Origin of the sequence: Pseudomonas sp. W15Feb34, from assembly GCF_023127765.1 — a bacterium.
Lineage (GTDB): Bacteria > Pseudomonadota > Gammaproteobacteria > Pseudomonadales > Pseudomonadaceae > Aquipseudomonas > Aquipseudomonas synxantha_A.
In genome coordinates, this window is the sequence record NZ_SPKN01000003.1 from 149,147 (window position 1) to 173,904 (window position 24,758).

Here is a 24,758-nt window from a genome sequence, read left to right on the forward strand (position 1 = left end):
TTCAGATCTTCTGTGCCAGGGACACGGTGAAAATGCCCCACTCATCCACGCGCTGGGTGATCTTGCGAAAGCCCGCGGCTTCAACCAACTGGTCCATTTCCGCCTGGCTGCGCCGACGCATCACCCAGGCCTGGCCCTGGCGGTGGCTGGTGAGCGCGCGGGCAATCAGCTCCAACTGCGGGTGCCACGGCTGCCCGGTGTAGACCAGGTAACCGCCAGGTTCCACAGCTTCGGCCAGGCCCGCCAGTGAACCGCCGACCATGGCGTTATCGGCAAACAACTCATACAACCCGGACACCACGGCCAAGGTCGGCTTGGGGTCCAGGGCAGCCAGGTCGGCGCGGTCGAACGCATCGCCTTTGATGAACTGGGCGATGTCCCCCAAGCCCTTCTCGCGAATCAGCGCGCCACCGTCGCGCACGTTGATGTCGCTGTAGTCGCGCAGCAGGATCGACTCCGGCAACGGCGATACGCCCTGCAAGGCTTCAAGGATGTAACGGCCGTGGCCGGCGGCGATATCGACGATACGGACCTCGCGGTGCTCGTCACGCAGCTTGGTCATGGCCAGGCGCAGCAGTTCCTCGACGTTCAGCTTGCGCTGGCGAATACCGCGCCAGCCAATGGAGTTGAGGTAGTTGGTGTCGATCATCCGCCCCAGCCCGCCCTTGCCGGTAGGCTTATTGCGATACACGTAGTCCAGCGTGCTGCCGGAGTCGAAACCGGTGTCGAAGCCCAGTTTCACGCCGTCCGACAGGTTCTTGCCCAGGCCCATGCTGGCGCGGGTCATGCGCCAGTAGAGGTCGCGCAGGGAATTGCGTGGCAGTGGCGCGGCAAGGGATTCGGATTCGGCGCAGGTGGCGCCAAGTTTGTCGGCGTCCAGTAGAGAGGCGCGGTCCAGCGGGTGTGCGAAGTTCTGCAAGATAAAGCGTTTGGCGCTGCTCACGGCCACGGCTCGGTCACGTTCACCGAGGGTGTCGTGGAAAAACCCAGGGAGGATATGCAGCTCTTTTTTCAGGCTGCCGAGGCGGTCGAAAAATTGCTGCTGGGGTTTACGGTGCACCACAAAATCGGAGCCTGAGATAAGCAACTGGGTAGGCACCTGGATCGCCAGGGCGTCGGCTACAACCCGGTCGGCCGCTTCGTACAGGCCAAGCAGTACATTCACCGAGATGGCCTTGGTGATCAGCGGATCGCTGTCGTAGGACGCCACCCGTTCCGGGTCATGGCTGAGGAACTTGGCCTTGACGTAGCTGTTGACGAAAAAGTTGCCGCGAAACCTGCGCATCAGGGCCAGGCCCGGGCGGGCGAAGGGCACGTACAGCTTGACCTTGAAGGCGGGCGAGGCGAGCACCAGGGCGCGGATCTTCGGCGCGTAATCGTGAACCCAGGTGGCCGCGATCACTGCGCCGACGCTTTGGGCGATCACGGCCAGGTTTTGCTCTTCGATGCCGTAGGTGGCGCCGATATGGTCGCAGAAGGTCTGCACATCACGGGCACTGGTGGCAAAGCTGGGGCTGTCGCCGCGCTCGCCGGGGGATTGGCCGTGGCCGCGGGCGTCCCAGGCGAAGAAATCAAACCCCGGTAAGTCCAGTTCATCCACCAGGTGGGCAATACGTCCGGAGTGCTCATGGCCGCGATGGAACAACAGGATTGCCTTGCGCGGCCCGGCGTCTGCCGTGGCCGGCCAGTGCCGGTAGAAAAGCTCGACGCCATCATGGGTACTGAAGGTGTGCACTTGCTGTTCGCGCATCGCAAAATCCTTATGCAGAAGGGGGAGTTTGTGGCTGTTCTTTGAGGCCTTGGCGCACCCGGTTGACCAAGGTATAGGCGAGCAGGGCGGCGACCAGCCACATCACCGCCTCGACCCAACCGGCGCCGAGCCAGCCCAGCGCCACGCCGGTGGCCAGTACACCCAGTACAAAAGCCCGATCACTCTTGCCCATCGGCCCGTCATAGCGACGCGAGGCGCCCACCATCGGCCCCAACACACCGGCGTACTCGCTGAAGACCGCAAGCAGTGTCACCAGCACCACCGGCACCGGGCTCACGCCGGGGATCAGGGCAAAGGGCAGGATCAGCGCGCTGTCGGCGATCACATCGCACAGTTCATTGAGGTAAGCGCCGAGGCGTGACTGCTGGCCGAATTCTCGAGCGAGCATGCCGTCGATGGCGTTGAGGGCCATGCGCACGATCATCCATAAAGGGATCAGCGCAAACAGCCAGAGGTGTTGGGCGAAGCCTGCGATCAACAACCCCACCAGCAGGGAAATAACGCCGGCCAGCACGGTGATCTGGTTGGCGGTGGTGCCGTTGTCGTAGAGGCGCTGCACAAGCGGGCGCAGCAGGTTTTGAAACCGCGGTTTGAGTTGGTAGATGGAAATCATGGGGTGGCGCTTCCTTGTCCGTGAACCCGCGAAAAGCTGTTTCGGAGTGTGCCGATTAATCGCAGCCGACACCAGTGATGGCTCGTGTTTATAGGGGGTTAGTCACACTCCAGAGAGCACAGCAAAACAAATGTGGGAGGGGGCTTGCCCCCGATTGCGGTGTATCAGTAACTAATCAGTCGACTGACACACTGCTATCGGGGGCAAGCCCCCTCCCACAAGGGATTCAGAGTGGATGCAAAAGCGAACAAAAATTTCACGCTTCGTGTTATATCGTAACGAATTGTGTGCAAGTGGGCATTGAGCGGATGCAGGTGGATTTAGAAGCTGACGGCGCTTCGGTAGAAGGCCTGGCGCGTTTTCAGCAAGGGCTGTTCCATGCCCGTCGGTTACGCCAAGCGGGTATCAGCCTGACGACCCTGGCGATCAGCGGATGGGTGTTGGCGCTGTTCGTGGCGTTGTTTGCGCCACTGTCGATCTGGCCGGTGGTGTTGATCAACTGCGCTTCGGCCCTGCTGCTGTTGGTGGCCGGGTTGCAGTCGGCCTGGTGGGTGGCTGATTGGCGTGCCCAGGCGATGGAGGTGCCGAGCGCTGAGTTGATTGAGCAACCCATTGAGCCCACTGCCTGGCACAAGGGGCTGATCAACCGTTTTGGCAACGGCCTGCTGGCACAGGTTGGCGCACCGGTGCTGTGGTTGGCGGGCTGGTCGTTGCTGGCGTTGGTCAGCGTTATCCAGTTCTGGAACCTGGCCTTGCCTGCTGCGGCCATCGGTCAGTCCGCCAGCATCGGTGCGGCGCTGGCATTGGGGCTGGCTTTTGGCTTGCTGGTGTTCGAGCGTCGCCTGGCCCAGGAAACCGCCGCCCAGTGGCCGGAAGCTTCACAGCTGGCGCAGTTGAGTCGGGTGGCGATTATCTGCCTGGTGCTGAGTGCCATCTGCCTGTTGTTTGCCAATGCCGAGTCGGTGTGGCCGCTGCGTCTGGCGACACTCGTCGGCCTGTTGCCGGCGCTGGTGGCGCTGGAGTTCCTGCTGCGGGGCGTGCTGTCGCTGTTCAGCCCGCGCCAGCCGCGCCTTGAGCCGCGCTTGATGGCGCAGAGTTTTATCGCCGGCCTGCTGCGTTGGCCGCCACAACCGTTGCTGGCGTTGCAGCATGAATTGCACAACCGTTTTGGCATCGACCTGCGCCAGATCTGGGCCTTCACCTACATGCGCCGGGCTTTCCTGCCGGTGTTGCTGGTGGTGCTGACGGTAGGTTGGGCGCTGACCGGCGTGCATGAAGTCCCCCTGCAAGGGCGTGGGATTTATGAGCGCTTCGGCAAACCGGTCGAGGTGTTCGGCCCCGGCCTGCATACGGGTTTGCCGTGGCCGCTGGGTCGCGTACTCAACGTGGAGAACGGCGTGGTGCATGAGTTGGCGACCAGCGTCAGCGAAGCCGCCACACCGGAGCTGGCCGCTGCCGAAGGCCCGGCGCCGTTGATTGCCAACCGCCTGTGGGACGCCAGCCATGTGAATGACAAATCCCAGGTCATCGCCAGCAGCAGCGGCGATAAGCAGGGCTTCCAGATCGTCAACATGGACGTGCGATTTGTCTACCGCATCGGCCTCACCGACCAGGCTGCGCTTGCCGCCACTTACAACAGCGCGGACATACCCACCCTGATCCGCAGCACCGCCAGCCGCATCCTGGTGCATGACTTTGCCTCGCGCACTCTCGACGAATTGCTCGGTGAACAACGCACCAGCCTCGCCGACGAGATTGGCCGCACGGTGCAAGCAGACCTGCACACCCTCGACAGCGGGGTGGAAATCCTCGCCACGGTGGTTGAAGCGATCCACCCACCGGCTGGCGCCGCCAATGCTTACCACGGTGTGCAAGCCGCCCAGATCGGCGCCCAGGCACTGATCGCCCGTGAACGTGGCGCGGCCAGCGAGCAGACCAACCAGGCGCTGCTGCAAGCCAGCACCGTCCGTGATCAGGCCCAGGCCGGCGCCCGCGAAGTGAATGCCGGCGCCCAAGCGGCGAACCTGCGCTTTGCCGCCGAACAAAAAGCCTATGCCGCTGCGGGCCAGGCTTTCGTGCTGGAACAGTACCTGAGCCAACTGAGCCTGGGCCTGGCCCACGCCAAGCTGCTTATTCTGGATCATCGTTTGGGCGCCGACAGCGCGCCGACGATTGATCTGCGTTCTTTTACTTTGCCCGCCGATCCACTGGCGCCGCGCAAAGCCGTTCAATAAGGAGTCTGTCTGTTGAGCGCTCATTCTCACGATCACGGTCATCACCATCATCACGGCCACCACCATCACCACCATGGTGATGAAAAAGCGGCCGGGCCTTTCCCTTGGCGGCGCATGGCCTGGGCGGCGTTACTGGTGCTGTTTGCCGTGGCAGCGGCGAGCCTGGTGCAGGTGCGCTCCGGCGAGGCCACGGTGATTACCCGCTTCGGCAACCCCGCGCGAGTGCTGTTGGAGCCGGGCCTGGGCTGGCGCTGGCCGGCGCCATTCGAAGCGGCGATCCCGGTGGACCTGCGCCTGCGCACCACGTCCAGCGGCTTGCAGGATGTGGGCACCCGCGATGGCCTGCGGATTATCGTGCAGGCCTATGTGGCGTGGCAGGTGCAGGGCGATGCCGACAATGTGCAGCGCTTCATGCGCGCAGTGCAGAACCAGCCGGACGAAGCGGCGCGGCAGATCCGCACCTTCGTCGGCTCGGCGCTGGAAACCACGGCGGCCAGCTTTGACCTGTCCAGCTTGATCAACACCGACGCCAGCCAAGTGCGCATCGCCGATTTTGAAGCGCAGTTGCGCCAGCAGATTGATCAACAATTGCTCGCCACCTACGGCGTGCGCGTGGCGCAGGTCGGCATCGAGCGCCTGACATTGCCTTCGGTGACACTCACCGCCACGGTTGATCGTATGCGCGCCGAGCGGGAAACCATCGCCACTGAACGCACCGCCGTGGGCAAGCGCGAAGCGGCGCAAATCCGCTCCGCCGCCGAGCGTGATGCGCGCATTGTGCAGGCCGATGCCACGGTGAAAGCCGCGGATATCGAAGCGCAATCGCGGGTAGAAGCTGCGCAGATTTATGGCCGTGCCTACGCGGGTAATCCGCAGCTGTACAACCTGCTGCGCTCGCTGGATACCTTGGGCACGGTGGTCACGCCGGGTACCAAAATCATCCTGCGCACCGACGCCGCGCCGTTCCGCGCCCTGGTGGATGGGCCGAAGGACATCCAGCCATGAGCGAACGCGGCAGTCCCGACAGCCCTTGGATTCAGGCCGGGCGCCTGACCTTCCTGGCGCTGTACGCGGTCACTGTGTTGGCGGCGTTGGCCTGGGCCTTTTCCAATGTGCGCCAGATCGACCCGCAGAATCGCGCGGTGGTCCTGCACTTCGGCGCCCTTGATCGCATTCAGAACGCAGGGCTGTTGCTGGCCTGGCCGCAGCCGTTCGAGCAGGTGGTGTTGTTGCCGGCGGCGGACCGGGTGATCGAGCGCCGAGTGGAGAACCTGCTACGTTCCGACGCGGCGCTGCAGGCTGATCGCGTGGCCAGTTTCGCTACGCCGTTGAGCGATGCCCTGGCCGGTTCCGGCTACCTGCTGACCGGCGATGCCGGGGTGGTGCAGTTGGATGTGCGGGTGTTCTACAAGGTGACCGAGCCCTATGCCTTCGTGTTGCAGGGCGACCACGTGTTGCCCGCGCTGGATCGGTTGGTGACGCGCAGCGCCGTAGCCCTGACGGCAGCGCGGGATCTGGACACCATCCTGGTAGCACGCCCGGAACTGATCGGCAGCGACAACGGCGCCGCCGAACGCCGCGAGCGCCTGCGCGGCGATCTGGTGCAAGGCATCAATAAACGCCTGGCCGATTTGGCCGCCAGCGGTTTGGGCCTGGGCATCGAAGTCACCCGTGTCGATGTGCAATCGAGCCTGCCGGGCCCGGCGGTGAATGCCTTCAACGCAGTGCTGACTGCCAGCCAGCAAGCGGATAAAGCGGTGGCCAACGCCCGCACCGAAGCGGAAAAACTCACCCAGACCGCGAACCAGGAGGCTGACCGCCAGGTGCAAGTCGCCCACGCCCAGGCCAGCGAACGCTTGGCCAATGCCCAGGCGCAAACCGCTACCGTCGCCAGCCTCGCCCAGGTCAAAGACCCCGGCTTGCTGTTGCGCCTGTACCGCGAACGCCTGCCGAAGATTCTCGGTCAGGCGGGTTCCGTGACCACCGTCGACCCCAAAGACGACTCCCGCTTGATCATCCAGGGAGCCGAACAATGAGCGCACCCATGCTGACCTCGGCCGAACAGCGCAGCGCTGCCCGGCAATTGACCCTGGCCATGCTCGCCCTTGGGTTGCTCGTGCTGGGCCTGGTATGGCGCTGGCTGGCGCCGGACCAGAACGGTGTGAGCCAATTGCTGCTGGGGGTGGCATCGCTGTTGGTGGCGGTGCCGGTAATGCGTTCGGCCTGGTACAGCCTGCGCTTTCCCAGCTTGCACGGCATCACTGACCAACTGATTGCCCTGGCCATGCTTGGCGCCTGGGCCACCGGCGATCTGCTCACCGCCGCGTTGTTGCCGATCATCATGATCTTCGGCCATGTGCTGGAAGAGCGCAGCGTGATCGGCTCCCAGGAGGCGATCCATGCCCTGGGCAAACTCACCCGCAGCCACGCCCGTTTGGTACAGGCTGACGGAACCATCACCGAAGTGGATAACGCCACGCTGAACCCCGGTGATATCGTCGAAGTGCGCGCCGGCGACCGCGTGCCGGCCGATGGCGTGGTGCTGTCCGGCCAGGCGAGCCTGGACACGGCACCAATCACCGGTGAGTCGGTGCCGTTGGAAGCCAGCGCGGGTGTGCAGGTGTTTGGTGGCGCGATCAACCTTGATGGTCTGCTGCGCCTTGAAGTGACGCGCACTGGCAACGAATCGACCCTGGGCAAAGTCATCGCACTGATGCAGAACGCCGAGCGCTCCAAGCCGCCGATCACGCGGCTGCTGGAGCGTTATGCCGGTAGCTATATGGTGTTGGTGCTGTTGCTGGCGGCGGTCACCTGGTTCGTCACCAACGATGCGCAGGCGATGCTGGCGGTGCTGGTGGCGGCGTGCCCGTGTGCCTTGGTGCTGTCGGCGCCGGCCACGGCGATTGCCGGGATCGCCGTGGCGGCGCGTCATGGGATTCTGATTCGCAGCTCGGCGTTTCTCGAAGAATTGGCTGACCTGACCTCGTTGGTGGTCGACAAGACCGGCACCCTGACCTTTGGCACCCTGCGTTTGCAGTCCATCGAGACCACCGCACCGGATCGCCAGGAGCTGCTGAACCTGGCGGCCAGCCTCGGCTCGGCGAGCAGTCACCCGGTCAGCCGAGCGTTGGCGGGGTTGGCGACTCAGGAGCAGTTACTGGCGCTCACCGACATTCGCGAGCGTCAGGGCCTGGGCGTGGTCGCACAGACCGAACAGGGCGAAGCGGCGCTGGGGCGGCCGGAGTTGTTCGAACAATTGGGCATCGTCACCAGCGGCGTTCCCAACCATGACGGCCCTATTGCCGGGTTGGCGTTGAACGGCGATTTCCTGGCCTGGCTGTTGCTGGCCGACAGCGTCAAGCCGGAGGCGCGCCAGGCCCTGCAAGAGTTGCGTGATTTGGGCCTGGGCCGCCAGCTGCTGCTGACCGGCGACCGCCAAAGCGTAGCCGACAGCCTGGCGCTGGAGGTGGGCATCAGTGATGTCGAAGCCCAAGCCTTGCCGGAAGACAAGCTCAACCGCGTGCTGGGTGAAATCAGCAGCGGCTTCCGGCCGATGGTGGTGGGCGATGGCATCAATGATTCGTTGGCGCTCAAGGCCGGTGTGGTTGGTGTGGCGATGGGGGCGGGCGGTGCCGATATCGCACTCGCATCGGCGGACGTGGTGTTGATCGGCAGCGACTTGCGCCGCCTGGGTACCTGCGTGCGCTTGAGCCGCCAGTGCCGGCAGACGTTGCAGGTGAACGTGATCATCGGCCTGGGCTGGACGTTGGCCATCGTGGTGTTCGCGGCCTTTGGCTGGTTGGGCGCGGCGGGTGCCATGATTGCGGCGGTGCTGCATAACCTCAGTACCTTGCTGGTGCTGGGTAACGCTGGGCGGTTATTACGCTTCCAGGAGCCGCTGTTGAAGCTTGATGAATAATTTCAGAAATATTTGCACACGGCTGTAACGCCAATGGGGGCCCTCACTCTAGTGGTGTGTCGAGACTGAACAATCCGTTCGGACCGACTTCACCACTGATCATGAGGAATACAACAATGAGCATTAAATCCGCTGCTGCTGGCGCCGCCCTCGCGATGGCTGCCGCCACTATGTTTGCCGGTGTGGCCACCCAGGCACACGCAGCCGATGCCACTGTGCATTGCTATGGCGTCAACGCTTGTAAAGGGCAGAACGACTGCAAGACCAAAGATCACGCGTGCAAAGGTCAAGGTTCCTGCAAAGGCCAGGGCTTCCTGTCCATGAGCAAGGCGATGTGCGACGAGAAGGGCGGTACCGTCGGCGAGTAACGGCAACCGAGTGCAACCGCAGCGACCGCCCCCCGTCGCTGCGGACACTTTTCCTGGAGCGTCTTATGCCCACTTCTTTTTCGAGCCTCGGTTACGGCCTGGGGCTGCGCAGTGAGTACTACCAGCAGATCCTCGAACAGTCGCCGGCCGTGGATTGGTTCGAAGTGATCTCCGAGAATTATCTGGTGCAGGGCGGCAAAGCCTTGTACTACCTGGATGCGATAGCCGAGCGTTACCCCGTGGTAATGCACGGTGTGTCCTTGTCCATCGGTGGGCCCCATGCCCTCGATACCGATTACCTTGCGCAAATCAAACAGCTCGCCGAGCGCATCCAGCCGGCCTGGATTTCCGATCACCTGTGCTGGAGCCGCGGCAGCGCGCATCAGCTGCATGACCTGCTGCCGCTGCCCTACACCGAAGAAAGCCTCTATCACGTGGCCGGTCGTGTGCGTCAGGTGCAGGACGTGTTGCAGCGCCCGCTGGTGCTGGAAAACGTCTCCAGCTATGTGCGCTCCAAGGCTGATGAGTTCACCGAGTGGGAGTTCCTCAACGCTTTGGCCCACCTGAGCGGGTGCCAGTTGTTGCTGGACGTGAACAATGTGTATGTGAGTGCGCGTAACCATGGCTTTGATGCCTGGACGTTTATCCGCAACCTGCCGCCCGAGAGTATCCGCCAACTGCACCTGGCCGGGCATATGGACTACGGCGACTATGTGGTCGACACCCACGACCATCCTGTGTGCGACCCGGTGTGGGCGCTTTACCAGCAGACCCTGGAGCATTTGGGGCCGGTGTCGACGCTGTTGGAGCGCGATGATCATTTCCCGCCGTTCGAAGAATTGCTCACTGAGTTGAGCAAGGCCCGCGAGCTGGCAGCCAGTGCCCTGGCCAGGAAATCGCTATGCGCCTGATCGACTGGCAATTGGCTTTTGAAGAGCACCTGTTATCTGAACCTTGCGCGGCCAACAGCAGCTTTGCCGCCACCTTGCTGGGGGGGCCGACCCTGGATGTGGACACCGGCCTGGCGATTTACCACAACGCCTATCTGTCGCGATTGAAGGAAGTGCTGTGCCATGACTTCAGCGCTATCCGATATTGGCTGGGTGATGATGAATTTGCCGCGCTGAGCGAAGCCTACGTTCGTCGTTACCCCTCGGCCCACTACAGCCTGCGTTGGCTCGGTGAGCGCTTTTCGATGTTTATCCTTGAGCACTTGGTCGCAGAACACAGTGCGCCGCTGGCTGAATTGGCGCGTCTGGAGTGGGCGTTTACCCTGGCGTTCGATGCACCCCAGGGGACGCCGCTGACCGTGAATGACATGGCGCAATTGGCACCCGGGGACTGGCCGACGCTGCAGGTAAGCCTGGCGCCTTCAGTGCAGCATTTGCTGTGCCGTTTCAACACGGTGGCGATCTGGCGAGCCAGCAAGGACGCATCGGGTTTTCCCGGCAGCCAGGCGCTGGACCCGATGCAAATCTGCCTGGTATGGCGTCATCAGAATGTGTGTCACTACCGCAGCCTGGAGCCTGACGAAGCCTGTGCACTGGCAGGGATGGTGACTACCGGCTGGAATTTTTCAGAACTGTGCGCAGAGTTGGCAGTCACTTATTCAGAGGGTGCGTCGCTGCAAGCGGCCACATGGCTGAAACAGTGGATCCAGGACGGTTTGCTCGAACTCCGAGCCCCATAGAGACGTGCTATTAAATCGATAGCCTCCTACTTTGTCTTCGGATGGTCTACCCTCAGTCCAGACGTCTGAAACAAGGGGGGATTACTCATGCTCGCGCAACTTCCACCGGCCTTACAGAATCTTCAGCTACCGCTGCGTCTGCGACTCTGGGACGGCCATGAATTCAACTTGGGTCCTGAGCCCAGTGTGACGATTGTGGTCAAGGACCCCACGATGGTGTCCAAGCTGACCCACCCAACGCTCGATTCACTGGGCGAAGCCTTCGTCGAAGGCAAACTGGAGCTGGAAGGCTCCATCACCGAGGTGATCAGGGTATGTGACGAGTTGAGCCACGCCTTGATCGATGACGACGAAGGCAGCCGTCCGGTGCGCTCGATCCACGACAAGGCCACCGACGCGGCGGCCATTTCCTACCATTACGACCTGTCCAACGAGTTCTACCAGCTATGGCTGGATCAGGACATGGCGTATTCCTGCGGTTATTTCGAAACCGGCAGCGAATCCATCGACCAGGCCCAGCAAGACAAATTCCGTCACCTGTGCCGCAAACTGCGGCTGCAGCCGGGCGAGTACCTGCTCGACGTGGGGTGTGGTTGGGGCGGGCTTGCGCGGTTTGCGGCGCGGGAATTCGGGGTCAAGGTGTTTGGTATCACCTTGAGCAAGGAACAGCTGGCGCTGGCCAGGGAGCGGGTAAAAGCCGAAGGCCTGGAGGATCAGGTCGACCTGCAACTGCTCGACTACCGCGACCTGCCCCAGGATGGCCGCTTCGACAAAGTGGTGAGCGTGGGTATGTTCGAACACGTCGGCCACGCCAACCTGGCACAGTACTGTCAGACGCTGTTCGGTGCCGTGCGTGAAGGCGGCCTGGTGATGAACCATGGCATTACCGCCAAACATACCGATGGCCGCCCGGTAGGCCGAGGCGCCGGGGAGTTTATCGAGCGCTACGTATTTCCCAACGGCGAACTGCCTCACCTGGCGATGATGACTGCCGAGATCAGCGAGGTCGGGTTGGAAGTGGTGGATGTCGAAAGTTTGCGCTTGCACTACGCCCGCACGTTGGACCATTGGAGCGAGCGCCTGGAAGACAATCTGGAAGCGGCGGCAAAGATGGTGCCGGAGCAGGCGCTGCGCATCTGGCGGCTGTACCTGGCCGGTTGCGCTTATGCGTTTGCCCGGGGCTGGATCAACTTGCACCAGATCTTGGCGGTCAAACCCCATGCCGATGGTGGTCATGAACTGCCGTGGACGCGGGAAGATCTCTACCGCTGACCCGATTTTCCAGAACACTGAAGATCCAAATGTGGGAGGGGACTTGCCCCCTCCCACATTTTCCCTGCGTTGTCTGTTAGAGAATCGGTGAGATCAAGCGCGCCACCCGCATCCCCAACTGTTGCAGGCGTCGCGTCTCGCGGCTTTCTTCCTGACTGACTTCATGGGACAGGGCAAAATCGTCCAGCAGCATGTGTTCAACCTGGCTGGCGAAAGCCTCATCCACTGTCAGCAACATCACTTCGAAATTCAGTCGGAACGAACGGTTGTCCATGTTGGCGCTGCCAATGGCGCTGATTTCGCTGTCTACCAACACCACCTTCTGATGCAGAAACCCGGGCTTGTAGCGGAACACCCGCACACCTGCGCGCACGGCTTCGATGGCGTAAAGGCTGGAGGCGGCATATACGATACGGTGGTCGGGCCGCGATGGCAGCAACAGGCGCACGTCCACCCCGCGCAATACCGCCAGGCGCAGTGCGGCGAATACGGCTTCGTCGGGGACGAAGTACGGGCTGGTAATCCATACCCGCTCGGTCGCGGCGTGGATGGCCTCGACGAAAAACAGCGAGCAGGTTTCATAGGGGTCTGCCGGGCCACTGGCGAGCAGTTGGCAGAGCACGCCGTCTTCGGGGTAGGCATCCGGCAGGATCAGCGGCGGCAGTTGCCGCGCCGCCCAGAACCAGTCTTCGGCAAACGACTCCTGAAGGCAGGCCACCACTGGGCCGGTGACCTGTACATGGGTATCGCGCCATGGCGCCAGCGGCGGCTTTTTGCCCAAGTACTCATCGCCCACATTGTGCCCGCCGACAAAGCCGGTGATGCCGTCCACCACCACGATCTTGCGATGGTTACGGAAGTTGACCTGGAAACGATTGAGCCAGCCGCTGCGGGTGGCGAACGCCTTGACCTGCACCCCGGCGTCGCGCAGCGATTGTACGTAGCGATGGGGCAGGGCGTGGCTGCCGATGCGGTCGTACAGCACGTAAATGTCGACGCCCTGGGCGGCCTTTTCCTTCAATAGCACCTGCAATTGGCGGCCAAGCTCATCGTCATGGATGATGAAAAACTGGAACAGCACGGCGGTCCTGGCGTTGCGAATCGCCTCGAAAATCGCGCTAAAAGTAGCCTCGCCATTGATCAACAGGCGCACTTCATTATTGGCCAGGCACGGCATGCGCCCGAGCTTGGGCATGGCTCGCAGAGAGGCATAGGCACTGGAGTTGCGTGCCGCGAGCGCTTCCTCTACCCACGGGCGCCAATTCAGTTCGGCGATCGCCGTGTGCATTTCCTGGTTGGCCTGGCGACGGGCCTGGATGTACGCGTCGAAGGTGCTGCGGCCGAAGATCAGGTAAGGGATCAGCGTCAGGTAAGGCATGAACATCAGCGACAAGGCCCAGGCGATCGAGCCTTGGGCGGTGCGGACAGTCAGTACCGCGTGAATTGCGGCGAGGCTCCCGAGAACGTGCAGCGTGGCAATGAAGTAGGCGAGCAGGTGCGGGCCAAAGAAATCCATGAACGACGTAACTCCAGGCAGTCCAGTGCGTAACAGACCATGAACCGCTGCGAATGTCGCTATTTTATTTGCCGTGCAACACTGGCCGCATTGCGACGTCTAACACGCACAATTACCCAGGAGTTACCCGATGAATGCTCGTCTGCTTGGTTTGGCCATGGTTGTTGGTTTGTCGCTGCCGGTGGCGGCGCAGGCGCAGATGCTGGCGCCGGGCTTGTGGGAGTTGACCACCAGCAATATGAAAGTCGATAACCAGGACCTGCCGGACCTGTCGCTGATCCTCGGTCAGCTCAAGCAACAAATGACTCCTGAACAGCGCGCCATGCTCGAAAAGCAAGGCATCAACATGGCCGGTAAGGGTGTGCAGGTGTGCCTGACCCCAGCCCAGGTTGCCACCGATTCCATCCCGCTGACCGACCCGCAATCGGGCTGCAAGCAGGAAGTGACTGACAAGGCCGGCAACCAATGGAAGTTCCGTTTCAGCTGCCCCAAAGCCCAGGGCACGGGTATAGCGACCTTCCAAAGCCAGAAGGAATTCACCACCACCGTCAACGGTACGTTCAATGCCACCGGCATCCAGCAGAAGGGCAGCCTGGACAGCCACGCTCAGTGGCTGGGCAACAATTGCGGTACGGTCAAACCCCGCGCTTAACGCAGAAAATGCAGGGGCAAGCCCTGGCAACTGTCGACCACCTGGCCGTTGTGCCAGGCCAGGTGGCCGGACACCAGCGTGGTGCTCACGCTGTGACGAAAGCTGCGCTCTGCAAAGGGTGTCCAGCCGCAACGGGCGAGAATCGGTTGGCTGCTGACCGGTTTGCCCTGAGGCTCAGGTTTGATCAACACCAGATCGGCCCAATAGCCTTCACGCAGGTAACCGCGATCAGGAATGGCAAACAGGTCGGCCACACGATGACTGGTTTTCGCCACCAGTGTGGTCAGAGGCAAATGCCCGTCGGCCACCAACTCCAATAGTGCCGGCAGGGCGTGCTGCACCAGGGGCAAACCCGAGGGTGCTTCACGATAGCCCAATTGTTTTTGCGCCCAGGTATGCGGCGCATGGTCAGTGCCAATCACATCCAGACGATCACTTAATAACGCCAGGCGCAGCGCCTCGCGGTCGGCGCGTGTCTTGATGGCCGGGTTGCATTTGATCTGGTGGCCGAGGCGGTGATAGTCGCGGTCGTCGAACAGCAGATGATGCAGGCAGACCTCGGCGGTGATGTGTTTTTCGGCCAGGGGCTTGTCTTCGAACAGCGCGAGTTCACGGGCGCTGGTCAGGTGCAGCACGTGCAGTCGCGTGCCATGGCGCTGGGCCAGTTCCACGGCATACGATGACGAGCGATAACACGCTTCGGCGTCGCGGATCAGTGGATGAGCGACAGCGGGAATGCGCTCGCCAAAGCGCTCGCGCAAGCGTTGCTCGTTGGCCAGGATGCTCGGAGTGTGTTCGCAGTGCGCGAGCAGAATGGTCGGCACGTCGGCAAACAAACGTTCCAGAATACGTGGGTCGTCCACCAGCATGTTGCCGGTGGAGGCGCCCATGAACACTTTGACTCCAGCCACTTCACAGGGGTCGAGGCCGGCGACGATATCCAGATTGTCGTTGCTTACGCCAAAGTGAAAGCCGTAGTTGGCCACTGAGTGCAACGCAGCACGGTGCTTCTTATCGGCCAAGGCTTGCAGGTTCAAAGTGGCTGGCTGGGTGTTGGGCATGTCCATGAAGCTGGTGATACCGCCGGCCACCGCGGCACGGGATTCGCTGTAGAAACTGCCTTTGTCTGGCGCGCCGGGTTCGCGAAAATGCACCTGGTCATCGATCATTCCCGGCAGCAACCACTGGCCTTTGGCGTCGATTTCCACCGGTTCGTCAGCGCCTTCAATGCTGGCGGCAATCTTCTCGATACGGCCATTGGCGACCAGCACGTCGGCGTCGAATACCTGGCCCTCGTTGACCAGGCGGGCGTTGCGTATCAGCAGGCGACTCATGGTTCAGAACTCGTTTTGCAAGGCTTTGTAGCCGCGCACCAGGTCGACGTTGGTGCGTGCCACGTCTTCGGAAAACTCCGAGGCACTGACACTCACCGGCGGGAATTGAGACAGGTCGGTGTTAGGCCCGATGCGGGTGGTGGAGGGCACGTAGAAGGCCGCGGGCAGGTCGCGGCCATCGACCACCGAGTTGTGGCGCACCACGCAGCCATCGCCGACGGCGCAATTGAACAGCACGCTGTTGAAGCCGATGAACACGCGGTCGCCAACTGTGCAGGGGCCATGGACGATGGAACGGTGGGCGATAGAGGTGAACTCGCCAATGGTCACCGCCGCGCCGGACTTGGAGTGGATCACCACGCCGTCCTGGATGTTGGAGTTCGCGCCGATCGTGATCGGGTCCATGGCGCCGCTGGCATCGACTTCGTCGGCGCGGATCACGGCGTAGGGGCCGACGAAGACGTTCTCGCCGATGATGACCTTGCCGCAGATGATCGCGGTCTTGTCGACGTAGGCTGACTCGGCAATGACCGGCAGGTCACCTGAAGGGTTTTTTCGGATCATGGTTTGCTCAACGCCGCGCACAGGGTGTTCAGGTTGTATTCGAACAGCCCGATAAAGGTGCTGGCCGGGCCTTGAGCGGCGAGGGCGTCGGAGTACAGCGTGCCGCCTATCTGCGCGCCGCTTTCATCGGCAATCTGCTTGAGCAGGCGCGAGTCCTTGATGTTTTCGATAAACACGGCTTTGACCTTGTCTTTACGGATCTGGGTGATTAGCGCGGCGACTTCGGCGGCCGACGGGTCACGCTCGGTAGACAAGCCCTGGGGCGCGAGGAATTGGATGCCATACGCCTGGCCCAAATAGCCGAAGGCGTCATGGGAGGTGACGATGCGGCGGTTGCCCGACGGCAGTGCAGCGAACTTGGCCTTGGCCTCGGTCAGCAGGCTGTGAATTTGCTTCAGGTAAGCCTGGCTGTTGCGCAGGTAGTCGCTTTTATTGGCAGGGTCGGCGGTCACCAATGCCTTGGTGATGTTGCTCACATAAATTTCGGCGTTGGCCAGGTTGTGCCAGGCGTGTGGGTCGGGAATGGTCTCGCCGTCTTCCTCCATGGTGTGCGAGATCACGCCTTTGCTGGCGGTGACGACCGTAGCGGTGGTTTCAGTGCTGGTGACCAGGCGATCCAGCCACGGCTCGAAACCTAGACCGTTCTTGATGATGACCTTGGCCTTGAGCAGCGCTTTGGCGTCATCCGGTGTGGGTTCATAGGTATGAGCATCGGCGTCCGGGCCGACCATGTTGCTGATCTGAATATGGTCGCCACCGATCTGGTGGGTGATGTCATCGAGAATACTGAAGCTGGTGACTACCTGGAGTTTGTCTGCGGCGTGAGCCATCGACAGCGGCAGCAACAGACTGAACAACACAAGAAGAGCGCGCATCGGGAAACACCTCATGAGGATGTAGGCAAAGGTGGGCGGCGCAATAAGCCATGCACCGGACCGAATACCACGGACAACACATATCCAGCGCCCGCCACCAACACGATCGCCGGGCCGCTGGGCAGTGAGTAGTAGAACGACAGCAGCAAACCCAGCCACACCGACAGGCATCCCAGCACCGCCGATACCGCGATCAACACCGGCAGGCGTCGGCTCCAGAAGCGTGAAGCGATGGCCGGCAGCATCATCAAACCCACCACCATCAGTGCGCCGATGGCTTGAAAACCGATCACCAGGTTCAGCACCACCAGGGTCAGGAACAGGCCGTGGGCCAGTGGGCCAAGGCGGCTGACGGTTTGCAGGAACAGCGGGTCAAGGGTGTCGAGCAGCAGGGGTTTGTAGATCAGTGCCATGGCGATCAGGCTGAAGCTGGACACCCAGAGCATTCCGGTCAGTGTGGTTTCGTCCACGGCCAGGGCGGAGCCGAATAACAGGTGCAGCAGGTCCAAGCGTTTGCCGGCAATGCCCAGGATCAATACACCGGCCGCGAGCGAAATGGGGTAGATGGCGGCGAGGCTGGCGTCTTCGCGCAGGCCGGTGCGGCGGGTAATCCACGCCGCCAGGCCGGCCATGCTCAGGCCTGCGCCGAGGCCGCCGAGGGTCAGGGCGGGCAGGCTTAGCCCTGCGAACCAGAAACCCAGTGCGGCGCCCGGCAGAATGCCGTGAGCCACGGCGTCACCGATCAGGCTCATGCGTCGCAGGATCAGGAACACGCCCAAGGGGGCGGTGCTACATGCAAGCACCAACCCGCCGATCAGTGCGCGGCGCATAAACACGAAATCCTGAAATGGCATCCACAAGTGAGCGGTGAGGTGCATCAGGCCACCTGCATCTGTGGTTGCGGGCGGATCAGCTCTTTGCTGGGGCCGAACACGCAGCCGGTGTTTTTAAGCTGCAATACGTGCTGGGTGTGGTGACGCACGGACGCCAAGTCATGACAGACGACCACCAGCGTGCGGCCTTGGTTGTGCCAGGTATGGATGTGTTTCCAGCACAGTGCCTGGCCGTCTTCGTCGAGGGCGGCGTGGGGTTCGTCGAGCAGCAGGATGGGGGAGTCGGCCAGGCTCATACGGGCGAGCAGGGCGCGTTGCAGTTCGCCACCGGATAACGCCATCAGCGGGCGCTGTTCCAAACCGCTGAGACACCACTCGTCCAATACCGCGTGCAGGCGCTCGTTGCGTTCATGTGAATTCAGCTGGGTGCCCCAGAAGCCGGCAGCCACCAACTCTTGCAAACTGATCGGAAACTGACGATCCAGGTGCTGTTGCTGGGGCAAGAACGACAAGCCGCCGCGACGTGGAACATCGACATGCACCTTGCCCGTCAGCGGCTTTTGCAACCCGGCGATCACTTTGAGCAGGCTGCTTTTGCCGGTGCCATTGGTGCCAATAATCCCCGTGAGGCTACCTTTTTCCAGCGTCAGGTTCAGCGCCGGCGTCAGTGGTTGGCCGGGGGCGCCCCAGCGCAAAGCGTGGCAGGTAATCATGCAAAGTCTCTCGCCCAACGGCTTTCAGCCACCGCATCGTGGGCGTGCAGGCTTTCGGCGTGGATCACTTTGAGGTGGAAGGCTTTGACGGCATCCGAGCGCTTCAAGGCGAAGTTCAAGCGGCGAGCGGCATCTTCGCAGAACATGAGGTTCTGTCCGTTAGCCAGGGCGAACGCTTGTTCATCCGCACGTTTCACCGCGGTTTGTACGGCAGTGCCCAGAGCTGCTTCGGCAGCGTTGATCAAGTCGACTATCGCCAGATCGTCACCCTGCAGCTGAACGTTTAACTGCGCGGTACTGCGTTGGCTATGGGGCGTGGCCACAATACCGTAGGCGCTGCCCAGCCAGCTCAACACGTCTTCATGCTGCAGAGGAGTGTCGGCAAAATCTTCGAGAAACTGCTGCTGAATTAGCTGTCTGGCCAGGGCAGCGGAGCAAGGGCAGGTTGAGGAATAAGTAACGTCAATTTTTAGTTCCACGTGGAACATCTGATTTTCCAGACGCGCTTCGATGCTGACCGGATAGCTTTTCCACCCCTCCAAAGGGCTGACCAGCGCTGGGCGTTTTAACAACAGATTTGTGTGAATACGCAGGTAGGCGTTCTTAGATAAATCTTCATGTGTGTCGAGAAAACGCTGCAGTACATTACGCAAAAGTGCAGATGTAAGGGGTTGCTGTTCGAGCATTTCCAACGCCAGGTAGAGGCGTGACATATGAATGCCACGGGCTGTACCGTCGTTCAGGCTTACGCCCGCATCGGCGGTAGCGGCCAGGTGTTGGCCGCCGAGCAGCACAGGCAGGGCAATGCCGCACATGCCCACCCAGTCGAGTGGCAAGGCTTGGCGAGAAGCCTGCGCGGCGATATCCGGCAGAGTCAGCGCATTCATGAGCAGGTCCATCGTTGGAAATGATTGGTCATGTTATAGTATAACAATAACTGCCACGATGAAATTTCTGTCCCAGCCTTTGTTCAGTCCTGTCGAGTAGGGATGCTCCTTTATCTGCGGTATATGTCATGTACAGACGTCAGCTCCTTAACCTGCTGCTGGTCAGCCCCTTGTTCACGTTGCCTTTGGGGGCCTACGCCACGCAGATCCGCAATGCGCGGCTGTGGCGTTCGGACGATAAGCTGCGGCTGGTGTTCGACCTTAGCGGCCCGGTGCAATACAAGACGTTCTCCCTGACGTCGCCGGACCGCCTGATCATCGACTTGAGTGGCGCCGGCCTCAGCGGCGACTTTTCCCAACTGGCGCTGAAGAACAGTGGGATTACCTCGATCCGCTCCGGGCATTTCGGCAAGAGCGATACGCGTATCGTCCTGGATTTGGTCGCGCCGATGCAGCTCAACAGTTTTGTGCTGCCGCCCCAGGATGGCCAAGGCCATCGCCTGGTACTGGACCTGACCAACGCCACGCACGCGCGCCGTCAAATCGCTGCTGAACCGGTGCCCTTGGTGGCGCCGGTGGACAAGGCGCATCCCAAACGCGACATCATTGTGGTGGTTGACCCCGGCCATGGCGGCAAAGACCCGGGCGCCGTGGGCTCCAAGGGCCAGCGCGAAAAAGATGTGGTGCTGTCGATCGCCCAGTTGCTGGCGAAACGTTTGAAACGTGAAAAAGGTTTTGCCGTAAAGCTGGTGCGCAACGACGACTTCTTCGTACCGCTGCGCAAGCGCGTGGACATCGCCCGCAAGTACAAGGCCGATATGTTCATCTCGGTGCACGCCGACGCCGCGCCACGGCTTACTGCATCGGGCGCTTCGGTGTATGCGTTGTCGCAAGGCGGTGCCACCTCTGCCACGGCGCGGTTCATGGCCCAGCGCGAGAACGGCGCAGACCTCTTGGGCGCCACGACGTTACTCAATTTGAAGGACAAGGACCCGATGCTGGCCGGAGTAATCCTCGACATGTCCATGAACGCCACCATCGCCTCCAGCCTGCAACTGGGCAGCGCGGTACTGGGCAGCCTGCAAAGCATCACCAGCCTGCATCAGAAGCGGGTGGAACAGGCAGGGTTCGCGGTGCTCAAGTCACCGGACGTGCCTTCGATCCTGGTGGAGACCGGGTTTATCTCCAATGCACGGGACGCCCAGCGGCTGGTGACGGCGCGTCATCAACAAGCGGTGGCGGATCGGCTTTTTGAAGGGTTGAAACAGTACTTCCAGAAGAACCCGCCCATCAACAGTTACATGGCTTGGGTGCAGGAACAGCAGAAAACCCAGGCTTAACAGCCGGTCATTCGGTTACAGGTGAACTTGGCGCTGGCGCCGCCTGAACTGGAAAACCGGTTGATGGTGGTCCAGCCCACGCGACGTGTGTAGCCAACCCACGCCTCGCCATCCGATGCCAACCCGGTGAAGAACGTCAGTTGCCCGTAGCGGCTATTGGTCTGTGCCCAATAGCGTTTGCCGATCACTTCGAAACCGCGCAGGTAAGTGATGTTGCCCGCAGTCGCCACGCTGTAGGCATTGCCCAGCGGGTCCACGCAAGCCAGCAGGGTGGCGCTGCGGGTGCAGTTGGCCAACGGGCTTGGGACTTGGGCGCAGGCAGGTCCTGCGGTTGCCAATAGCAGGGCGCACAGTACGTATCTCATCGTGTTTCTCGGGGGGCGAAAGTGATCAAGCATTGCGCCCTTCGTCGTGAGGAGCAAGGGAAGTTGGCTTATTTGTATTGTTATACTATAACATAAATGCACAGCCCCACCCGTGAACCGTTTCCCATGACCGAACAAGAATTGCTGGCCCAACCGGCTGCTGACTACATGAATGAAGCCCAACAGCGCTTCTTCCGCGAGCTGCTGCTGGCTCAGCGCAATGAACTGCAAGCGCGTATCGACGCTGAGTTCCAGGCGCTGCGCGAGCAGGAAACCAATAGCGACCTGGCGGATATCGGCAGCGCTGAAGAGCAGCGCCAGTGGCAGTTGCGCCTACTGGAGCGGGAAAAAAAGCTGTTGGACAAGATCGACGATGCCCTGGAGCTGCTGGCCCGCGGTGAATACGGATGGTGCCGTGAAACCGGCGAGCCCATCGGCCTGCAACGCCTGCTGCTGCGCCCCACTGCAACCCTGTGTATCGAAGCCAAAGAACGTGAAGAGCTGCGCGAACGCCATAAACGGGCAGTTTGACCGGCCAACCCTGATGAGGAATACCTGATGCCCAATCGTCTCCCCGTGACCGTGTTGTCCGGCTTTCTCGGCGCCGGTAAAAGCACACTGCTCAACTATGTCCTGCGCAACCGCGACAACCTGCGGGTGGCGGTGATCGTCAACGACATGAGTGAAATCAACATCGACGGCAGCGAGGTGCAGCGCGACGTCACGCTCAATCGTGCCGAAGAAAAACTGGTGGAGATGAGCAACGGCTGCATCTGCTGCACCTTGCGTGAAGACTTGCTGGAAGAAGTCGCCAAGCTCGCCAAGGAAGGGCGCTTCGATTATCTGCTGATCGAATCCACCGGTATCTCCGAGCCGCTGCCCGTGGCCGAAACCTTCACCTTTCGCGATGAAAACGAGCAAAGCCTGGCCGACATTGCACGCCTGGACACCATGGTTACCGTGGTCGATGGCATGAACTTTCTGCTCGACTACCAGGCCGCCGAAAGCCTGGCTTCCCGCGGCGAAACCCTGGGCGAAGAAGATGAGCGCTCCATCACTGACCTGCTGATCGAGCAGATCGAATTCGCCGACGTCATCCTGATCAGCAAGATCGACCTGATCAGCAGCCGCGAGCGTGAAGAATTGATGGCCATCCTCGAGCGCCTCAACGCCCAGGCGGAAATCATCCCGATGGTCATGGGCGAGGTGGCGCTGCACAAGATCCTCAACACCGGCCGTTTCGACTTCGAACGCGCTGCCCAGGCGCCGGGTTGGTTGCAGGAGCTGCGCGGTGAGCATGTACCGGAAACCGAAGAATACGGTATTGCCTCCACCGCTTACCGTGCGCGCCGCCCCTTCCATCCACAGCGGTTTTTCGACTTTATCGATCGCCCTTGGGTGAACGGCAAACTGTTGCGCTCCAAGGGCTTCTTCTGGTTGGCCAGCAAACATCAGGACGCCGGCAGTTGGTCCCAGGCTGGTGGCTTGATGCGCCATGGCTTTGCCGGACGCTGGTGGCGCTTTGTGCCCAAAAGCCAATGGCCCCAGGACGAGGAAAGCGTGGCGGCGATCATGGGCAACTGGACACTGAGCACGGGGGACTGCCGCCAGGAGCTGGTGTTTATCGGGCAAAACATCGACTTCAACCTGATGCGTGCGGAACTGGATGCCTGCTTGCTCAATGATGAAGAAATGGCCCTGGGTGTCGAAGGTTGGCGCCAGCTGCCCGATCCTTTCGGCCCTTGGTATGAGCAGGTCGCCTGATGCTGGCCCCGGTTATCCCCCTGCGCCCCGTGATCCGCCAGACGTGTGGGCAAACTCCGTTGGCACTGTCCGATATCCTCGAAGATGGCGTCAACCTGGCGCTGTGGCAACGTCAGTTGCCCCTGCATATCGCCGAGTTCGGCGCCTTGCTGGTGGCGCTCAATGAGCCGCTCGCCGAATCCCTGGTGATTGAGCTCGACAACGAGGACGCTGTGCCGAACTTGCAGGGCCTGGCATCCAGTTGTCGCGATCTTGAGGGTTACGAAGGTTTTATCGCCGATGTGTCATGGCTGGTCAGTGCATTTGCCTGCCTGCTCGGCGCCAAGCGTATTGGCGTACGTTTGCGGCTGTTGGACAAGGCCATGTGCCCGCGTTTTCACGTTGATCATGTGCCGGTTCGGCTGATCACCACCTATGCCGGTATCGGCAGCCAATGGTTGCGCGAAGGTGTGATGGATCGCCGCAAACTGAGCCAGGCGGACGCCGAACCTACCGAGCGTATCGAGCAGATCCACTGCGGTGAGGTGGCGCTGCTCAAGGGCACCAAATGGCACGGTAACGAAGGGCATGGCCTGATCCATCGTTCGCCAGCGCTCAAGGCCGATGAGCGCCGGTTGATCCTGACGCTGGATTGGCTGGCGTAACCGCGTAGGATCAAACGCTCTACACGGTCAGAATGATGTTTCCAATGCTGCAGAACATACCCACCCATGTGATTGCCGGCCCATTGGGCGCCGGCAAGACCAGCCTGATCAAGCACCTGCTCGCTCAGCGCCCGGCCAACGAGCGTTGGGCGGTGCTGATCAACGAATTTGGCCAGATCGGCCTGGACGCAGCCTTGCTGACTCAAGACGCTGACGGCGTCGCCTTGGGCGAGGTGGCGGGTGGCTGCCTGTGCTGTGTGAATGGTGCACCGTTCCAGGTAGGCCTGGGCCGTTTGCTGCGTAAGGCCAAACCGGATCGGCTGTTTATCGAACCTTCAGGTTTGGGTCATCCCGCGCAGTTGCTCAAACAACTGCGGGAAGCGCCATGGCAGCACGTGCTGGCCGTGCAGCCCAGCGTGCTGGTGCTGGATGCCCAGGCGTTGGCAGCAGGCAAGCCCTTGCCGCAGGCACAGCAAGCGGCGCTGGCAAGTGCTGGCCTGCTGGTGTTGAACAAGGATGAGGCCCTGAATGCCGCGCAGCGTCAGGCGATTGAACGGCAGTTACCCGATTGCGCGATTTACTGGACACGCCAGGCTCAGCTGCCAATCGACCAGTTGCCGGGCTTGAATGCGCAGGCCCAAGCGGCTGTGGATAACTTCGCGGCGCCTGAAGGCCTCGCGCAAATGCCGGCCATCTGGAGCGATCCTGCCTTGCCCATCTGTTTGAGCCAGGGCCAGGAGGGGGGGTGGAGTATCGGCTGGCGATGGCACCCCAGCCAGCAATTTGATGTCAGCCGTCTGCATCGCTGGCTATCAGGCCTCGACTGGCATCGTGCCAAACTGGTTATCCACAGCGGCGAAGACTGGGTCTCGGCCAACGCTGTGGATAACAGCGTTTTAACCTGGCAACCTAGCGAATGGCGACGGGATTCACGTATCGAATTGATCTTCAGCGAACCACGGGACGTGGCCGCATTGCAGGCGGCGCTGGCAGCCTGCCGCTACTGACGGTTCTTGGTGGCGTGGTCCTGGCGCCATTGGCTCAATTCGATCACTTCGGCGCTAGGCAGTGGCTCCTTGGCTTCGAACGGGTAGGGTGCCAGTTCGATCTGCGCACTGTGGGCGCCGAATTGGGTGATCGTCCCGGCATGGCGGGTCTCCCCGGTCACGGTGAATTCGAAATTATAGACGCGTGCCAGGCGCCGCCGGCCATTGGCATCCTTGACGAAACCAATGCGTTTGAGCGCAACCGCACCATCGAGCAATTCGATATCAAGCTTGGCGCAATGCTGCTTGACCCGCTCCAGCGCCCGCTCACGCAGGCCGTGGTTGTGCCAAACCCAGGCGGCGCCAGTCGCCAGCAGCATCAGCACGAAGATGTTTCCCAGGGTCAGCATTCCATGAA

At 61.5% G+C, this 24,758-nt stretch carries 25 protein-coding genes; 14 read left to right on the plus strand and 11 right to left on the minus strand.

All coding sequences use genetic code 11. From position 1 onward, the window contains the following. Position 1 precedes the first annotated feature (1 nt). Together E4O97_RS01430 and E4O97_RS01435 are read right to left on the minus strand one after the other, a co-directional pair. Positions 2 to 1,750 (minus strand): bifunctional alpha/beta hydrolase/class I SAM-dependent methyltransferase, encoded by a 1,749-nt coding sequence (locus E4O97_RS01430; RefSeq protein WP_078822684.1) that lies wholly within the window; start codon positions 1,748 to 1,750, stop codon positions 2 to 4. Between the two features lie 10 nt (positions 1,751 to 1,760). Beyond that, complete coding sequence (locus tag E4O97_RS01435; protein WP_078822683.1) at positions 1,761 to 2,384, minus strand: CDP-alcohol phosphatidyltransferase family protein; 624 nt, start codon at positions 2,382 to 2,384, stop codon at positions 1,761 to 1,763. Positions 2,385 to 2,692: 308 nt separating this feature from the next. Between E4O97_RS01435 and E4O97_RS01440 the strand changes: the two genes are divergently transcribed. The 8 genes from E4O97_RS01440 (at position 2,693) to cfaB (ending at position 11,867) form a co-directional block, all read left to right on the plus strand. After that, positions 2,693 to 4,618 carry a protease modulator HflK gene (locus tag E4O97_RS01440; protein WP_078822682.1) on the plus strand — a complete coding sequence of 642 codons (1,926 nt, stop codon included), beginning with the start codon at positions 2,693 to 2,695 and terminating at the stop codon, positions 4,616 to 4,618. Between the two features lie 9 nt (positions 4,619 to 4,627). After that, on the plus strand, positions 4,628 to 5,623 hold the full coding sequence (locus tag E4O97_RS01445; protein ID WP_216092210.1) for a protease modulator HflC: 996 nt from the start codon (positions 4,628 to 4,630) through the stop codon (positions 5,621 to 5,623). Continuing rightward, a complete protein-coding gene (locus E4O97_RS01450; protein ID WP_078822681.1) occupies positions 5,620 to 6,654 on the plus strand; it encodes a protease modulator HflK in 1,035 nt (344 codons plus the stop codon). The genes E4O97_RS01445 and E4O97_RS01450 overlap by 4 nt, the downstream gene beginning before the upstream one ends. Continuing rightward, entirely contained in the window at positions 6,651 to 8,537 is a 1,887-nt protein-coding gene (locus E4O97_RS01455; RefSeq protein WP_103734107.1) for a cation-translocating P-type ATPase, read from the plus strand. The genes E4O97_RS01450 and E4O97_RS01455 overlap by 4 nt, the downstream gene beginning before the upstream one ends. A 116-nt stretch (positions 8,538 to 8,653) precedes the next feature. Further along, a complete protein-coding gene (locus E4O97_RS01460; RefSeq protein ID WP_078822679.1) occupies positions 8,654 to 8,905 on the plus strand; it encodes a hypothetical protein in 252 nt (83 codons plus the stop codon). A 65-nt stretch (positions 8,906 to 8,970) separates the two neighbouring features. Continuing rightward, positions 8,971 to 9,816, plus strand: coding sequence for a DUF692 domain-containing protein (locus E4O97_RS01465; protein ID WP_248133121.1), 846 nt, complete (start codon positions 8,971 to 8,973; stop codon positions 9,814 to 9,816). Continuing rightward, positions 9,807 to 10,595: a DNA-binding domain-containing protein gene (locus E4O97_RS01470; protein ID WP_216090505.1), complete on the plus strand. Its 789-nt coding sequence runs from the start codon at positions 9,807 to 9,809 to the stop codon at positions 10,593 to 10,595. The genes E4O97_RS01465 and E4O97_RS01470 overlap by 10 nt, the downstream gene beginning before the upstream one ends. A gap of 87 nt (positions 10,596 to 10,682) precedes the next feature. Continuing rightward, positions 10,683 to 11,867 carry a C17 cyclopropane fatty acid synthase CfaB gene (cfaB, locus tag E4O97_RS01475; protein WP_005792585.1) on the plus strand — a complete coding sequence of 395 codons (1,185 nt, stop codon included), beginning with the start codon at positions 10,683 to 10,685 and terminating at the stop codon, positions 11,865 to 11,867. Between the two features lie 76 nt (positions 11,868 to 11,943). On the opposite strand, the gene cls is transcribed toward cfaB, so the two are convergent. Beyond that, on the minus strand, positions 11,944 to 13,383 hold the full coding sequence (cls, locus tag E4O97_RS01480; protein WP_148853767.1) for a cardiolipin synthase: 1,440 nt from the start codon (positions 13,381 to 13,383) through the stop codon (positions 11,944 to 11,946). A gap of 130 nt (positions 13,384 to 13,513) precedes the next feature. On the opposite strand from cls, the gene E4O97_RS01485 reads away from it, so the two are divergent. Beyond that, positions 13,514 to 14,035: a DUF3617 domain-containing protein gene (locus tag E4O97_RS01485; protein WP_248160771.1), complete on the plus strand. Its 522-nt coding sequence runs from the start codon at positions 13,514 to 13,516 to the stop codon at positions 14,033 to 14,035. Here the strand turns inward: E4O97_RS01485 and E4O97_RS01490 are convergent. From E4O97_RS01490 to folE2, 6 genes are read right to left on the minus strand one after another with little or no spacing between them, the layout of a single operon-like run. Beyond that, the gene (locus E4O97_RS01490) at positions 14,032 to 15,369 is read right to left on the minus strand and encodes a dihydroorotase (RefSeq protein WP_248160772.1); all 1,338 of its coding nucleotides are present in this window, start codon (positions 15,367 to 15,369) and stop codon (positions 14,032 to 14,034) included. The genes E4O97_RS01485 and E4O97_RS01490 overlap by 4 nt on opposite strands. Before the next feature lie 3 nt (positions 15,370 to 15,372). Beyond that, a complete protein-coding gene (locus E4O97_RS01495; RefSeq protein ID WP_005792581.1) occupies positions 15,373 to 15,933 on the minus strand; it encodes a DapH/DapD/GlmU-related protein in 561 nt (186 codons plus the stop codon). Next, positions 15,930 to 16,808, minus strand: coding sequence for a metal ABC transporter substrate-binding protein (locus E4O97_RS01500; protein WP_078822675.1), 879 nt, complete (start codon positions 16,806 to 16,808; stop codon positions 15,930 to 15,932). The genes E4O97_RS01495 and E4O97_RS01500 overlap by 4 nt, the downstream gene beginning before the upstream one ends. A gap of 11 nt (positions 16,809 to 16,819) precedes the next feature. After that, positions 16,820 to 17,686 (minus strand): metal ABC transporter permease, encoded by an 867-nt coding sequence (locus E4O97_RS01505; protein ID WP_005792579.1) that lies wholly within the window; start codon positions 17,684 to 17,686, stop codon positions 16,820 to 16,822. Next, positions 17,686 to 18,354 carry an ATP-binding cassette domain-containing protein gene (locus tag E4O97_RS01510; RefSeq protein WP_248160773.1) on the minus strand — a complete coding sequence of 223 codons (669 nt, stop codon included), beginning with the start codon at positions 18,352 to 18,354 and terminating at the stop codon, positions 17,686 to 17,688. Before E4O97_RS01510 ends, E4O97_RS01505 begins: the two co-directional genes overlap by 1 nt. Next, complete coding sequence (gene folE2, locus E4O97_RS01515; protein WP_248160774.1) at positions 18,351 to 19,241, minus strand: GTP cyclohydrolase FolE2; 891 nt, start codon at positions 19,239 to 19,241, stop codon at positions 18,351 to 18,353. The genes E4O97_RS01510 and folE2 overlap by 4 nt, the downstream gene beginning before the upstream one ends. Before the next feature lie 128 nt (positions 19,242 to 19,369). On the opposite strand from folE2, the gene E4O97_RS01520 reads away from it, so the two are divergent. Further along, the gene (locus tag E4O97_RS01520) at positions 19,370 to 20,581 is read left to right on the plus strand and encodes an N-acetylmuramoyl-L-alanine amidase (RefSeq protein WP_078822671.1); all 1,212 of its coding nucleotides are present in this window, start codon (positions 19,370 to 19,372) and stop codon (positions 20,579 to 20,581) included. On the opposite strand, the gene E4O97_RS01525 is transcribed toward E4O97_RS01520, so the two are convergent. Continuing rightward, positions 20,578 to 20,946, minus strand: a complete 369-nt coding sequence (locus E4O97_RS01525; protein WP_032803757.1) for a hypothetical protein — start codon at positions 20,944 to 20,946, stop codon at positions 20,578 to 20,580. The genes E4O97_RS01520 and E4O97_RS01525 overlap by 4 nt on opposite strands. Before the next feature lie 126 nt (positions 20,947 to 21,072). Between E4O97_RS01525 and dksA the strand changes: the two genes are divergently transcribed. The 4 genes from dksA to E4O97_RS01545 are packed head-to-tail and all read left to right on the plus strand — an operon-like array spanning position 21,073 to position 24,361. After that, positions 21,073 to 21,477 (plus strand): RNA polymerase-binding protein DksA, encoded by a 405-nt coding sequence (dksA, locus tag E4O97_RS01530; RefSeq protein WP_148853769.1) that lies wholly within the window; start codon positions 21,073 to 21,075, stop codon positions 21,475 to 21,477. A gap of 27 nt (positions 21,478 to 21,504) precedes the next feature. Continuing rightward, positions 21,505 to 22,710, plus strand: a complete 1,206-nt coding sequence (zigA, locus tag E4O97_RS01535; protein WP_248133125.1) for a zinc metallochaperone GTPase ZigA — start codon at positions 21,505 to 21,507, stop codon at positions 22,708 to 22,710. Then, entirely contained in the window at positions 22,710 to 23,354 is a 645-nt protein-coding gene (locus E4O97_RS01540) for a DUF1826 domain-containing protein (RefSeq protein ID WP_032878648.1), read from the plus strand. Before zigA ends, E4O97_RS01540 begins: the two co-directional genes overlap by 1 nt. A 44-nt stretch (positions 23,355 to 23,398) precedes the next feature. Then, the gene (locus E4O97_RS01545; protein WP_248160775.1) at positions 23,399 to 24,361 is read left to right on the plus strand and encodes a CobW-like GTP-binding protein; all 963 of its coding nucleotides are present in this window, start codon (positions 23,399 to 23,401) and stop codon (positions 24,359 to 24,361) included. On the opposite strand, the gene E4O97_RS01550 is transcribed toward E4O97_RS01545, so the two are convergent. After that, positions 24,355 to 24,750 (minus strand): DUF3301 domain-containing protein, encoded by a 396-nt coding sequence (locus tag E4O97_RS01550; RefSeq protein ID WP_005792570.1) that lies wholly within the window; start codon positions 24,748 to 24,750, stop codon positions 24,355 to 24,357. The genes E4O97_RS01545 and E4O97_RS01550 overlap by 7 nt on opposite strands. Positions 24,751 to 24,758 lie beyond the last annotated feature (8 nt).

Bases quoted from the DNA above. Each gene is read 5' to 3' on its own strand.
- E4O97_RS01430 (WP_078822684.1), bottom strand. From the start codon at position 1,750: ATGCGCGAACAGCAAGTGCACACCTTCAGTACCCATGATGGCGTCGAG.
- E4O97_RS01435 (WP_078822683.1), bottom strand. From the start codon at position 2,384: ATGATTTCCATCTACCAACTCAAACCGCGGTTTCAAAACCTGCTGCGC.
- E4O97_RS01440 (WP_078822682.1), top strand. From the start codon at position 2,693: ATGCAGGTGGATTTAGAAGCTGACGGCGCTTCGGTAGAAGGCCTGGCG.
- E4O97_RS01450 (WP_078822681.1), top strand. From the start codon at position 5,620: ATGAGCGAACGCGGCAGTCCCGACAGCCCTTGGATTCAGGCCGGGCGC.
- E4O97_RS01455 (WP_103734107.1), top strand. From the start codon at position 6,651: ATGAGCGCACCCATGCTGACCTCGGCCGAACAGCGCAGCGCTGCCCGG.
- E4O97_RS01460 (WP_078822679.1), top strand. From the start codon at position 8,654: ATGAGCATTAAATCCGCTGCTGCTGGCGCCGCCCTCGCGATGGCTGCC.
- E4O97_RS01465 (WP_248133121.1), top strand. From the start codon at position 8,971: ATGCCCACTTCTTTTTCGAGCCTCGGTTACGGCCTGGGGCTGCGCAGT.
- E4O97_RS01470 (WP_216090505.1), top strand. From the start codon at position 9,807: ATGCGCCTGATCGACTGGCAATTGGCTTTTGAAGAGCACCTGTTATCT.
- cfaB (WP_005792585.1), top strand. From the start codon at position 10,683: ATGCTCGCGCAACTTCCACCGGCCTTACAGAATCTTCAGCTACCGCTG.
- cls (WP_148853767.1), bottom strand. From the start codon at position 13,383: ATGGATTTCTTTGGCCCGCACCTGCTCGCCTACTTCATTGCCACGCTG.
- E4O97_RS01485 (WP_248160771.1), top strand. From the start codon at position 13,514: ATGAATGCTCGTCTGCTTGGTTTGGCCATGGTTGTTGGTTTGTCGCTG.
- E4O97_RS01490 (WP_248160772.1), bottom strand. From the start codon at position 15,369: ATGAGTCGCCTGCTGATACGCAACGCCCGCCTGGTCAACGAGGGCCAG.
- E4O97_RS01495 (WP_005792581.1), bottom strand. From the start codon at position 15,933: ATGATCCGAAAAAACCCTTCAGGTGACCTGCCGGTCATTGCCGAGTCA.
- E4O97_RS01500 (WP_078822675.1), bottom strand. From the start codon at position 16,808: ATGCGCGCTCTTCTTGTGTTGTTCAGTCTGTTGCTGCCGCTGTCGATG.
- E4O97_RS01505 (WP_005792579.1), bottom strand. From the start codon at position 17,686: ATGCACCTCACCGCTCACTTGTGGATGCCATTTCAGGATTTCGTGTTT.
- E4O97_RS01510 (WP_248160773.1), bottom strand. From the start codon at position 18,354: ATGATTACCTGCCACGCTTTGCGCTGGGGCGCCCCCGGCCAACCACTG.
- folE2 (WP_248160774.1), bottom strand. From the start codon at position 19,241: ATGAATGCGCTGACTCTGCCGGATATCGCCGCGCAGGCTTCTCGCCAA.
- E4O97_RS01520 (WP_078822671.1), top strand. From the start codon at position 19,370: ATGTACAGACGTCAGCTCCTTAACCTGCTGCTGGTCAGCCCCTTGTTC.
- E4O97_RS01525 (WP_032803757.1), bottom strand. From the start codon at position 20,946: ATGAGATACGTACTGTGCGCCCTGCTATTGGCAACCGCAGGACCTGCC.
- dksA (WP_148853769.1), top strand. From the start codon at position 21,073: ATGACCGAACAAGAATTGCTGGCCCAACCGGCTGCTGACTACATGAAT.
- zigA (WP_248133125.1), top strand. From the start codon at position 21,505: ATGCCCAATCGTCTCCCCGTGACCGTGTTGTCCGGCTTTCTCGGCGCC.
- E4O97_RS01540 (WP_032878648.1), top strand. From the start codon at position 22,710: ATGCTGGCCCCGGTTATCCCCCTGCGCCCCGTGATCCGCCAGACGTGT.
- E4O97_RS01545 (WP_248160775.1), top strand. From the start codon at position 23,399: ATGCTGCAGAACATACCCACCCATGTGATTGCCGGCCCATTGGGCGCC.
- E4O97_RS01550 (WP_005792570.1), bottom strand. From the start codon at position 24,750: ATGCTGACCCTGGGAAACATCTTCGTGCTGATGCTGCTGGCGACTGGC.